Here is a 13,114-nt window from a genome sequence, read left to right on the forward strand (position 1 = left end):
AGAGTAATCCGGATTGAAACTACTGATACATCGTGTGTATCAAGGAGGGGTCGATGGAGTTGCGCCAGCTCAAGCACTTCCTCGCAGTCGCAGAGACTCTGAACTTTCGCGCCGCGGCGGAGAAGCTCAATATGACTCAGCCCCCGCTGTCCGTGTCGATCCGCAAGTTGGAAGAGGAGATCGGGGCTGAGCTGCTGGTGCGCTCGACCCATCAGGTGGAGCTGACAGCGGCTGGTCGGGAGATTCTGCAGGACGTGAGGGAAGTGCTCTTCGGCGCCGAAGAGGTCAAGCGAAAGGCTGTGGAGGCGGTCGCCGGGCTGTCCGGTGAGTTGAAACTCGGATTTGTCGGGTCCGCCAAGAATCGTGTCCTGCCGCGGTTGCTGCCTGAGTTCAGGAATCGATTTCCCAACGTGGTCCTTCGAGTCTTCGAAGGTTCGAATGCGGAGTTGTCGACGGCAGTTCTTGACCGGCGTCTGGACCTGGCACTGCTGCGTCCACCGCTGGGGGAGCGGTCGGAGCTTCGAACGCAGAACATCGAAGAAGATGAGCTGGTCGTTGCCCTGCCTGCCCGACACAGATTGGCTGGAATGGCAGAGATCCGCGCAACAGATCTTGGCCGAGAGCCGTACATCGGCTACACCTCGGTGGGCTCACCTGGTCTCGCAGCACAATGCACGGTGGCACTAGAAGCCGCCGGAATCAATCCACCGATTGCTCAGCGAGCGATACAGGTGGAGACCGCACTGTTTCTTGTCGAAACAGGGCTCGGGTTTGCCCTTGTGCCGTCGAGCTTTCGCCATCGTCTCAATCCGGGCGTAGTACTGCTCCCGGTCAAAGACCGGACGAACTGGCCACGGCTGCGTCTGGCCGTCGCCTACGACCCGGCATTTACTTCAAACATCGCCAAGACGATGATCGACATGTGCACTCGGCTGGTTGAGTAGGTGACCAAAGCGAATCGTCTTGAGAGGACCATCAGCAGCGGCTGGCGTCGCCCATGCTTTTGGGCGACCGGCCACAAATGTAGGCTCACGGAAGACTCGCGGGCCCGAGCGATCGAGCTGGCCGAGCCGTTGACTGAGACGTCGGCGGACTCGCTGAGGCAGTTGCAGGAGCTGTTGAATACTTCTGTGAGAGTTCAGAAGTCTGCGGTCCCACAAAGGGATAGAAACTCGCCTGCAGGCGATGAACATCTTCAGCAGTGAACACCGGGAAGCCTAATTGAAGTTCGCAGCGGGAGAGGGGGCGGAAAAGTCTCTGCCAAATTCGAATTCGCCAATGGGGTTATAGCTGCCGAGCTCGACCGCCGCTCCACGGGCAATGGCCAGGAGATCACCCTGGCACTGTCCGACGTCATGCTCGCCACCGTCGCCAATCGCGACAACATTGCCAAGGTGCAGTCCACTGGGTTGATGTGTGGTGCCCTGGCCAACGGCTTGTACGGAGCCTATGGTCAGTCGTCCGAATCTTCCGATGGTCGGCAAGAGAAAGCTGTGGTCGCCTTAAACAGACACAGGCGTGGTGCCTTTTGAGACCCCTTGACTTCAAGCATAGGGGCACCCCTCCCTCAAGAAAATGGCCAAGAACTCGTAGCTTTCCATGTGATAATAGGCCCACTCGAACGCCGGACCAGCCCTCGACTGGTGCAGTCTGTCGCCTCGTGTCAGCCCCCTCCCGTAGAATCGATCGCATGACAACGGAACTGCAAAACGGCGGAAGTGGACTGGTCAATGAAGTTGACTACCCACTGCAGATGAGCTCGGCAGACGAGCAAAGACTGCGCTCAGGGAATCTGCTTAGCGACTTCCGGGATGTCCCAAGATACGAAGCCCCTTTGGGCAGTTTCGTCTCTCTGTACGCGGGGGCTGGAGGGCTCGACATTGGGTTTGCGCTTGCTGGTTTTGCTCCACTATGGGTTAGCGAACTTGATCCAACTGCATTGGCGACTCACGACCGTGCGTTCGAACTACTCGCCAGTGAGCGCCCTCATCTGCGAAATCGTTTGCACAGTTCACTTCCAGGTGATCTGCTTGCGATACCTGAATCCGAGTTACCAGCAGAAGGTTCCGCTGACTTGATTATTGGCGGCCCGCCATGCCAAGGCTTCAGTGTCGCTGGCAAAATGGATCCAGGCGATGAACGCTCGAAACACGTTTTTCACTACATGGATATGGTCGAGCGGATCAAGCCTAAGGCTTTTGTACTTGAGAATGTTAAGGCTCTGTATGCAAACAGGCGCTGGGCCGACGTACGGAATCGGTTGCTCGAACGCGCCGAGATTGCAGGATACAACGCGATTTTGACGCTCGTCAACGCTTCCCATTTCGGAGTGCCTCAAGCGCGTGAACGCATGTTTCTTCTAGGTGTACGGAAGGACTTGGGCACACCAACTCTGCCGGAGCCGACTACGCTGGACAATCCTCCTACTGTTAGAGAGGCGTTGTCTCTGTTGCCCAAGTATGGAGATCCGGGAAATAATTCCATTTGTAATGCGCGGATCACTACAGCTAAGGCTCCTGTCCTGAGGCGCTCACCATTTGCAGGGATGTTATTTAACGGCGCTGGGCGACCGCTCAACCTCAACGCACCTTCGGCAACTCTTGCCGCGTCAATGGGGGGAAATAAAACGCCCATTATTGATCAGCGCGAACTTGAGTATGAGAACTTAGAATCCTGGGTTGTTGGATACCACTCGAGACTTTGGGACCATGGTAATGAGGCAGTAGTCTCCGAGGTGCCCAAACATTTGCGCAGATTGACGGTAGAAGAGGCTGCTGCCATTCAGACCTTCCCAATCGGAATGAAATTTTGTGGCACTCGTTCATCGCAGTACCGTCAAATTGGAAACGCGGTGTCGCCGCGGCTTGCACTGGCAGTTGCGGAGTCAATCAAAAGAGCTCTTGAGCTGTAGTGGGTCTACTGGTTGTCACTGACAACAGTTTCAGCGAAGTCCGTAAGGACTTTGAACCATGCTCTTCGATTCTCATTTTTCGAGTATTGGTCAAGCTCCTCGCCGACGCCCCAAAGGAACTCCGTAGCCAAATCGCGTGAAGTGCCAGGAAAGCTCAACCACGACTCGACTGTGTCAATCGTTACTAGATCTATTCGTTGTTGAAACCGAGCGAAGGCACGGGCAAGATACTTTTCTATTTCTCTCTCGGTGCTCGAAGGAGTTCCGCGGGAAACTACGGTGGCCCGATCGAGTCCTAGCTTCAACATTGCGGGTACAACCTCGTGTTGAATTTTTGCTAACGAGATATGGGCGTCGGTGACTTCGATGCCACTTTTCACTGGATTGTCACTAGTGGTGGTAATGACAATGTCAATGGGGTCAGGCGAATTGATGTCGCTTCGGACGACTTCCGGGCGTGGATGTAGCGCCGATGATAAAACTCTGGCGGCAACTGTGACGACCGCCTCCATGGCATCTGGCCGATCGGACGAAATGCTTAGAAAGTTTCGAACTAGCGTCATTGCAGTGCGTGGAGTGGCCCGGAATCTAGGGTAGTCGAGCGCGCTGTCAACGGCTAGGGCGACCATTTGTAGGCTGACGTAGTCGAGGAGGAGGTGTGCACGCTGGGCTGGATCTGATTCTTTTAGCCATTCCGAGATTCTTAAGAATGCCCTTGCCCATGATTGATCTTGTTTGCGGCGGTGAGAAACCCATTCGTCAGTGATCTCGGGTTCTCGCCATTGATTTGAAACGCCGGCATCCTGAGAAATTTTGAGAGTTAGACCCTGTGAGTCTCTAAATGCAGTAAGGGCGTCCCTAACTTTGTAGGCCATTCCTCGGCGGTCCACACCGGCCTGTTGCTGAAGGGCAGCCGGGTTTGAAGACGGGTCGGTAACTGTCCCGGCAGCGATCGCGAGTAGAACTTGACGATTTGGTGGTGATCCGTTGCGGAGAATGTCGGCAACTGCACTTTTGATCGCAGTCGGAGGGTCGGATGGGGGAGGAGCTTCCAACTCGTGAGAGGCCCATGCTCGCTTCAAGGCGTCCTCAACGGTGCTTTTGATTCCCACAGTTTTCACTGTAGTGGAAGTCGTTTACCCTTTCCAAACGCGTGTTCGCTACCACACGCGAGTAAAACCTAGTAGTTGCTGGGCAGCCAGTCTGGTGTGGTTCTAGTTCGATTGATCTGTGTTCTCCGAGACGCTGCATAGGGGACTCTTTAAGAGGCATGGGTTGGAGAATTGCACATGTGTGGGAGTGCGCTGCGTGTGCAAGCGATATCGAACTGGAGCACGTGGACTTCATCAGTTGTGCGCGCGTCCCCAGCAAGTGTCACCTGCCCATGAGAGGACACGCGACTGTCCAAGACGGCTGTTTTGAAGCCGCGGTCCATAGCAGCGACTCTCCGAAATGTAGGAGAGCACTGGTCTGTGCTTTACAGTTCCCACTATTGTTGTTGCGAGGAGGTCACGGGACCATAACATGTGCTGTCGACTGCACAATATAGTCTGGCCTTCTACGCCCAGAGACGAGGCGTTCGACCTGTCAATTCTAGAAACTCTGAGACTATCTGCCAATCATCATAAACTGTGATGGAATAGCACCAAGACGTTACCGCGTCTCGGATTTCGCGGTCAGAAGGTCAATGAAGTCTTCAGCGGGTCAGCGTCGCAAGTTGCTAGGGGTGGATGATTGAGTTCTGACAACTATCGGGTGAGTCTTTCGGTGTCGGAGGTCCTTTTCGGACCGGATAGAGCGGGACGGCCAGTGTATACGCTGGCGGATTCAAAAGCACTCAAGAAAATTTGCGAGCTATCGGGCCTGTCCGGTGTCGACCCCCTGGCAGAACTGGTGGCGATTGTACGCGGAAATCTAAACATAAATTCACGAGATCGGTCAGCTTTTCATTGGTACGCAAGATGCGCTGAAGCTCAACGGAATGATCCTCTCAAAGTTCCGGAAGTATTGCCTTTGTTAGTCGTGTTGACGACTGCAGCCGAACGCATGCAAGTCGATGCTGAAATGGCCTCACATAACTACTATTCTCGGTTGCATCAGCTACTTCAGGTCCCTGATAAACACCGCCAGAAAGTTGAGGACTCATATCGATCGAATGCCTTAATCATTTGGAGTTCGTTGAACAGATGGTTGGAAGCGTGGGACGGTGAGAGGGGAATCCCGACTGCTTACAGCATTGGACGGCACGAGTATGTGGGCCTACCAATGTCGCAGGCTGTAGTGAGACAGTACGACAGGGACGGATTGCACGAATTCTTTGCTGCGGAAGGATTTTCACCCGGCGCGCGTGTTTCCCCTTACGACATGGAAACGGCATTGGAACCTTATGTGCAGAGGACGGGAGGACCACTGAGCGCGCACTTGGTGCGCCTCTGGAAGTCAAGTGCGGCCCGGCAGAGTGTAATTGATGCTTCCTGCCTAGAACTATCAACATGGGACGGTTCGAGTTACTCAGGGATCAGGGACTCATTAGCACACGCGAACTCGCAGCTTTTGATCTTCCTGAAGACATTCCCACAAGTGAGTGTTGAGTTCAACCTGATGTTGCCCTATGTCGTATCGGAAAACGAGCAGATAATATTTGACGTTGCCGACGGAGAATTCAAAGTTCCCGCGGTAGCGGGACCAGGTGGTACCGCACGTCTAGCTGCCTCGCGAACTATTGAAGAGAAGTCCATCATTGGCGATAAAATTGTCGGGCGAATTGCAGCAGATCAAAAAAGGCGTTTCAAAAGGAATCCCAAGAGAATCTCCATTATGCGGTGGGACCCACTTCAAGGCGCATATGTAGAAAGTGAAAGAGCGTCTTTCGGAGAAGATCTGATCATCGTCGCAGCTGAAAGTGTCCGCCTAAAAGTCGAGTCGCATCTAAATGAACATGCGCGACCAGGATGGCGTGAGCTGCCAAGCTCTGCCGGGATTCCAACTGGATGGACAATCTATGATCGAGTTCAGATCATTTCGGCTCCGTCCGTACGGCCACATGCGGATATGCTCCCACTCTTCCCGGGCGCACGCACTAGCCTTTCCTTGCGTGGCGGATTCGTGTTGCCTGGTTTGCTGAGGAAATGGTCCTCGCTAGAACCTCCGGAAATAGTCGCTCAGGCCTCGGGCGCCTCAAGCATTACGGTACAGATCTATGACGGATCACGAAAGAATCAAGACGATCTTCTACTGGAAATCACTGGTCAGGGGGAACTGGCGGTGGTTCCCCTAAACGATAAGGAGCTGGATGACGGTGAATACCTAATTTCGATGTCAGCCGATTCAGCGTCCAAAGCCGCATCAACTGCACTGCTGAGATTACGCTCAGCGGCCTCGCCCGAGCACGAGACTAGCGTGAGTGGAGTAGTCCGTGCCTACTCGCCAGAGTATGGGGCCCGATGGCCACTCACTTCTAGCAAGGTCAACCTGGACAGGTATGTCACTGGCGCACGTATTATCGGACTCTCCGTCTCGAGTCAACTGAACACTGCTCACATGCCTGAGTTTGTGCCGCGGAGTCGTCACTCGTCGCGGGCGCGTGTAGTTCGAAAAAGTGTTGGTGTCGCAGTCAAAGAAGACTCATGTCTCTATACGGGGATGCACCATTTTGTGCTCCCCCCAGCGAGACCCGGACAAGCTAAGTCCTCTACTGTTTACGGGGAATGCTCGTCGTGTGGTCTAGTCAAGCGGTTTGCGGGGAATGCTTACGCTGCCCGTTCGCGTAAACCAGAGCGTAGACTCAAGGAGTCAGAACTCATCGTCCCGCCCATAGCCGAACCACTTACGTCTGGATTGATCGTTGCTGATGACGCAGTCCACCACGTGGGGGAAGGCACCTTCCGCGTTTTTGAACGTATCGCAGCGCAAGTTGAAGGTTCGGGACTTTTCGCGGACTCGTACCTGCGCAGCCAGGAAATCGTCGGGCACGTTGATGTTGAGAGAGACGAATGGTTTCAAGTAACAAACTGGTCCTCAAACTCACCTACGTTGGTTCCGATCGCACAGGGCCGCTGGGTTCTGATCGGCCGAAAATCGAAAACGAGTTTGGCTGAACTTGAAAGAACATTAGGTGGTCAGGCCAAATTGGTTCGATCTGTTGATGGCGAATTGCCTAAAATTGAGGTGCAAGGACAATTGTCGGGTCTTGCTCTCGAAGCTCAAATGAATATTCAAGTATTAGATAAATCCCCAGCACAGAAACTCATTTCGAGCTTGCCGAGTCTTAGCGAAATGGAGACCGAACTGAACCGTATCGTAGTACCCGAGTACAACTTTGCTGAAATGTGGAATACCACTACTGCTTCATGGCAATATTGTGCAGATTTGGCGCATGTTGGCGCGTATCGATTAAACTCGTATAGAAGTATTTACGTCTTGCGATCAAAATCGGACATCGACGATGGTTTAGTTAAGGTTGGAAACGCCCAACTGGTCAAACATATCGCGAACCGCTGGGCAGGCGATTTATTGTGCGGATATCACTCAGCGAGCGGTTCAGTTGTTGTTCCACTGGGTGCCGACCTTCCAGGCTTGTTTGGACGTGCATTGTCCCTGTGCTCTGGAAGCGCCCCACGAAAATTGACCAAGCACCGAATGCTTCAGTACCCAGCAGTCAACCGCGAAGTAGCCGACGTTCTCTTTGCAAAGATCTCGAGGTGAGGACCGATGAATTACCCGACTCCCAGCAGTGTGCGGACGGATTTGAAAGAATCGTTTCTTAGATATATTGACACCGCATACGCATTGCGTGACGATTCTTTAGTTAAGGAGCGGCGGGAATTACTGTTAAATGGACAGGGTAATTTATTCGCTCCCATGATGATCGAACCCGTCGTCCCATATGACGCTAGTGATTCATTGGAAACGGTTGCGCAATCTGCCAATATTCCTATTGGTGACTTAAAGGACGTCGTTGGTGCCGTTTTTGGTGTTACAGAAGAAGGCCTCAAAGAAGTTAAATTGAGACGACACCAAGCACAAGCTCTGATTACTCATTTTTCTTCCGCCGGTCCTCGAAATCCGATTATTACGTCGGGGACAGGTTCAGGGAAGACAGAATCGTTCCTGATCCCCATGCTCACTCGGATAGTTTCTGAGAAGAGGATGGAATCTCAGCTTCCCCCAGTTAATGACTGGTGGTCGGAATCAAACCGAGCTGAAAAGATGAGACCGACTAGAGCGAATGGCACAGCTCCCGCTGCGGTTCGGTCAATGATCCTGTACCCAACTAATGCCCTTGTTGAGGACCAAGTAGCGAGGTTGCGTCGTGCCGTGCGGGGGATTCGGTCATCCGAGCGTCCTGTAGATATCTGGTTCGGGCGATACACAGGAGCGACAGAAGGCACCGGGTATCCTCCGTTCGGGAAAGTTCCGTCAGGTCGTGTTTCGGAGATCGCGTCCACTTTACGTGAAATGGTGAAGCAAAACTCCCGATTGACACAACTGAATGATAGCGAACTTATAGATCAGTTCCAGGACCCTTTTGCCGGTGAATTGGTTACCCGCTGGGATATGATTGCGACACCACCTGACGTATTGGTAACCAACTATTCAATGTTGAACGTTATGCTTATGCGCGATGTCGAGGATCCAATTTTCGATTCTACACGTGAGTGGCTCCAGCGCTCGAGTGGTAACGTATTTACGTTGATTGTCGACGAGTTGCATCTGTATCGGGGTAGCAGCGGCGCGGAAGTCGGCATGGTATTGCGCAATCTTGCATCTAGACTTGGACTTAACCCCGATTCACGTCAGTTTCGAGTTATTGGTACAAGCGCATCACTTCCTGGTGACGAGTCAGGCGTGCACTATCTTGAACAGTTCTTCGGTCTTGATGGATCAAGCTTCAGTGTTGAACCGGGAGAACCACGAGAACTTATCGAACCCAGTTTGCTAAAGGTATCGGATGTCCTAGAAACGCCGAATGAAGCCCTCGAGCGTTCAGCGAGAGTTGGAAAATGGGCAGAGGCGATAGCTCGGGTTTGTGACGGAAGTGAAACGGGCGCACCGCGCGCCACTCGATTCGAATATATAGCCTCTAGGCTATTTGGTGACCATCCTGATGCTTTGAAGACCTTAGAGCGTATGTTTCAGGGGCTGTCGGAGATAGATAAGCCAACTTTACAGTTCCGCGCCCATATCATGATGCGTGGCATGCGTGGAATGTGGGCCTGTTCAGACCCCCAATGTGTTGGGGCCTCTTCAGGTGCAATCCGCCGAGTTGGTCGCTTGTATGATACTCCGCGGTCTAGTTGTGTGGATTGTGGTGGGCGTGTTCTTGAACTCCTGTATTGTTTCGAATGCGGCGACGTAAGTCTCGGTGGGTACGTGGTGGACTCACCTGACCGTGGCACAGTCGTCCTTTCAACAACTCCGGTGCGTCAAGGCGACACCTCCGGAGACTTTGTATTTCGTCGGTCCGATCGTGAATATCGGTGGCTATGGCTTGGTTCGCCGGTACCGGACGCGCCAGTCAAGCACAAGGCCCCCGTGGAATTGGATGAACCACAGTCAACGGTTGAACTGAATTTTGGTTCGGCTGTTTGGGACCCAAAATTGGGTACACTTTCAGCCAGCGGTAACGGTGTGTCCGCAGTCGTGTTGGCGCATACGGCGAGTGGCGATGAAAGCTACTCCATCCCAGCTCTTCCAGAAATTTGCCCCAGATGTGGAGGCGGTCAAGAAAGCAGAGATGCGGGTGCATTCTTTTCAGGAACAGTTCGTTCACCGATCCGAGCTCATACGTCGGGAAGATCCCAACTCAACCAAATGGCTGTCTCCCAACTTTTCCGTAGCCTGGGTTCGCGTTCGTCTGAGTCGAGAACAATTGTCTTCGCGGACAGCAGAGACGACGCTGCCCGAATTGCTGCTGGTATTTCATCAAACAATTTCAATGATCAAGTGCGACAGGTGGTTCGTCAGTTACTGTACGACCGAACGAATCCAGTGCCTCTTCTCCGGGGTCTAATTAATGGCGATTTAGAAGGTAGCGAAATAGCTGCAGCGGAGTCGCTGAAATCTAATCGTAACGTTCTGTTTGATAAGATTCGTATGCAAATAGCTGGAATAGCCGATTCAACTGATCTAAAGGTTATTAGTGATGCAGAGCAGGAGTCGAGTTGGTTGCCATGGCCGTTGCTTGTTAGCCAAGCCGAGCAAGCAATGGTTTCTGCTGGTGTGAATCCGGCCGGGGTAGGTCCATCGGTGGACCAAGTCGCTGGAGAGATCCCATGGTATCGAATCTACAACTCGCCGACAGAGGGAGCGTGGATCCCACTAGGCGATGACGTCGCCATGCCACACCGCATGGACCGCTACCGAGTTACTGCAACTGCGGTGACACGGGCTGTCTTTGATAGATCTTCTCGAGACATTGAATCTACACGACTAGGCTATGTAAGGACTCGAACCGACGCGCCCGTCACTTGGGGTCTTGACCAAGTAGCTGCGAACCATGTTGTTTCGAGTGTGATCCGGCTGTTGGGAATTGCAAAACGATACGATGGCGGATATCAGCCGATGTCGCAGGCTGTACCAAAAGTGGTCAAAACCTATTTGACTAGGATCTCCAGTAAGTATCGACTGGATGCTGACAGACTAATTTCTGGTATCAAAGATTTCCTTCAGTCACTTCAAGTGATTAGTCAGTCTTGGATCTTGAAGACGCACAGTAGTGATATCGGACTAATTCTAAGCCGGCCCAACGGAATCGCTTGGGTGTGCGATAACTGCAATACAGCGCACCTTCATGATTCCGCAGGTGTATGCACTAACGTGGAATGTGTTGATGGGGTCCTGGTCGAGCAGGGGGCGGAAGAGGCAGTTGACTATTACGGATGGTTGGCAGCGCAGCCCCTGCGGAGAATGCGTGTTGCAGAGTTGACTGGGCAAACTAGTCTGACGAGCCAACGACAGCGCCAGCGGCTATTCAAGGGTGCTGTCCTGCCCCTACCGGATGAGAGTCCTTTGGCTGATCCGCTTGATTTGCTCGCTGTTACGACAACTATGGAGGTTGGCGTTGACATTGGGTCATTGCGTGCGGTGACGATGGCGAACATGCCTCCTCAGCGGTTCAATTATCAGCAAAGAGTTGGTCGCGCGGGCAGGTCCGGACAACCTTTCTCCTTTGCGGTGACAGTCTCAAGGGACAGGGCTCACGATGACTACTATTTTCAAGCTCCTGAACTAATGACCGCCGCTGATCCGCCACCGCCCTTTATCGATTTGTCTCGCCCAAGAATCGTACGTCGTGTGATCGCTGCTGAAATGCTTCGAAGGGCGTTCCGTGCTACGACTAATCCTCCAGCTGGTGTAGGCAGCAGCATTCACGGCACATTTGGTCAAACTATTGATTGGCAAACGTATCGTTCGGAAATCCATGACTGGCTGACTAGTTCACGTGCGGTTGACGTTATATGCAGTCGTTACTCAGTTTATACGGACTTGTCTAGTGGTGATCTAATTCGTTGGGCCAGATGTGATTTGGTGGATGAAATAGACGAGGCGGTCAATAATCCCTACTTTGCTCATCCGGACCTGAGTGAGCTGCTTGCGAATGCTGGTGTTTTGCCTATGTTTGGTTTTCCTACGAGGGTGCGGTCGCTGTACTCGGAAAAATTGAAATCATCTGATGACGCCGAAAAGGCTGTAGTTGCTGATCGTGATCTCGGGATGTCGATCACCTCATTCGCTCCTGGCGCTGTGGTGGTTAAGGATGGTGCAGAGCACTTATCCGTAGGTTTCGTAGCGTATGAGATTATAGGTAATAGAGCTAAGCCGAAGGATCCGCTAGGGGTATCGTTGCCTGTTCACCGGTGTGCCGATTGTGGAAGCTTAGATACCACGCCTGATTCTGGTTCTAAAGAGTGTTCGGTTTGTGGGGCGCCTATGATTTCGTTCCAAATCTATCAGCCCGAGGGGTATCGCACTATTTATAGTAAACCGGACTATGATGATAGTCATGTTACCCCTATGTATGCTGGGTACTCTGAACTTTCTACCAACACCAGTTTGGGCCAGGAGCACAGAGTCCGTGGTATGTCAGTCCAATTGTTGGAGCAGGCGGAAGTCGTTACCGTTAACGACAACAACAGACAATTGTTCAATTTGCGTCAACTGGCGGACCGGTCGGTCGTAGCCACCAACCGCGAGTTATATAGAAGGTCATTGCCTCCCTGGATGACCACGAGCGGCGCCTCGGTTGGCGAGGGTGCCATTGGGGAAGTCCGTCGAACGGACGTGCTGTTGTTGAGTCTCGATCAATTGAGCTTGCCGGATGGTGCGGTGCCTACTCGGCAGTGGGTATGCCCTGCAGGGTACGGTGCGATGTTGTCATTCGCGGAACTCCTCAGGAATGCCGCGAAGGCGTACTTGGATATTGAACAGTCTGAACTAGAAGTTGGTTTGCAACCTGCGCGCGCTGGCTCAACTGTGACTGCGAAGGTCTTTATAGCGGACTCCTTAGATAACGGTGCTGGTTACGCGCTAGAGCTGGGGGCTTCGGGGACGCTAGAAAGACTCCTAAAGAGCATTCAGAGTGAGACTGGTAGTCGGCTTAGGAGCGTCCCGCATGGAGAGGCATGCACCTCTTCTTGCCCTAGTTGTCTAAGGAACTACGAGAACCGATTTCACCATTGGGCATTGGATTGGAAGCTCGGTCTTGACGTCGTTGATTTAGCCCTAGGCAAGTCGTTGGCTCTTTCTGGTTGGGTTGACCGAATTCACCGGTCTGTGCGCGAATTTATCGAAAGTTTTGGTTCACATATTGAAGTTTCGCGATTGGAACGTAACGGCGTGCCTTGCTTGTCCAATCTTGCGACCGGCTCTTGTGTCTTGATCGGCCACCCTTTGTGGCGCCGCGACCACGATATGTGGTGTGAGCAGATTGCCGGTGCAGTTGACCAGCTTCATGCTGAAGGCTTCATGGATATTCGTGTTTCAGATGCTTTTGAGCTGGATCGAACCCCGATTCGTGTATTTAGCGCTCTCGCGGGAAGTTAGTCTATATGCGAGGTCCTAAGAAGGTCCTAGGAACTCTTGCGCAATCGTGTACGGATAGTTGTCCGTTTTCCCTTGCGTGTGCTCTTGCGGACGTCTTTGGGAGTTGATCGGAGGAGTTAATGCAGTGTCGATGGACAGTTGAAGAGATGATTCTCGCAG

Annotated in this window: 5 protein-coding genes; 4 read left to right on the forward strand and 1 reads right to left on the reverse strand. The window is 52.8% G+C overall.

The window, feature by feature from the left end; genetic code table 11:
* Window positions 1-53: 53 nt before the first annotated feature.
* Window positions 54-944 (forward strand): LysR family transcriptional regulator, encoded by an 891-nt coding sequence (locus ACVZTU_RS01650; protein ID WP_482401226.1) that lies wholly within the window; start codon window positions 54-56, stop codon window positions 942-944.
* A gap of 746 nt (window positions 945-1,690) precedes the next feature.
* Window positions 1,691-2,911 (forward strand): DNA cytosine methyltransferase, encoded by a 1,221-nt coding sequence (locus ACVZTU_RS01655; RefSeq protein WP_482401227.1) that lies wholly within the window; start codon window positions 1,691-1,693, stop codon window positions 2,909-2,911.
* Window positions 2,912-2,916: 5 nt separating this feature from the next.
* Here ACVZTU_RS01655 and ACVZTU_RS01660 read toward each other — a convergent pair whose 3' ends face one another.
* A complete protein-coding gene (locus tag ACVZTU_RS01660) occupies window positions 2,917-4,023 on the reverse strand; it encodes a hypothetical protein (RefSeq protein WP_482401228.1) in 1,107 nt (368 codons plus the stop codon).
* Window positions 4,024-4,720: 697 nt separating this feature from the next.
* On the opposite strand from ACVZTU_RS01660, the gene ACVZTU_RS01665 reads away from it, so the two are divergent.
* Complete coding sequence (locus ACVZTU_RS01665) at window positions 4,721-7,615, forward strand: hypothetical protein (protein WP_482401229.1); 2,895 nt, start codon at window positions 4,721-4,723, stop codon at window positions 7,613-7,615.
* A gap of 6 nt (window positions 7,616-7,621) precedes the next feature.
* Window positions 7,622-12,955, forward strand: a complete 5,334-nt coding sequence (locus tag ACVZTU_RS01670) for a DEAD/DEAH box helicase (protein ID WP_482401230.1) — start codon at window positions 7,622-7,624, stop codon at window positions 12,953-12,955.
* The last annotated feature ends 159 nt before the right edge of the window (window positions 12,956-13,114 follow it).

Source organism: Brevibacterium sp. OS20 (genome assembly GCF_056837565.1).

What these genes read in the sequence shown, in the direction of transcription:
- ACVZTU_RS01670 (WP_482401230.1), top strand. Translation starts at nt 7,622, where the DNA reads ATGAATTACCCGACTCCCAGCAGTGTGCGGACGGATTTGAAAGAATCG.
- ACVZTU_RS01655 (WP_482401227.1), top strand. Translation starts at nt 1,691, where the DNA reads ATGACAACGGAACTGCAAAACGGCGGAAGTGGACTGGTCAATGAAGTT.
- ACVZTU_RS01650 (WP_482401226.1), top strand. Translation starts at nt 54, where the DNA reads ATGGAGTTGCGCCAGCTCAAGCACTTCCTCGCAGTCGCAGAGACTCTG.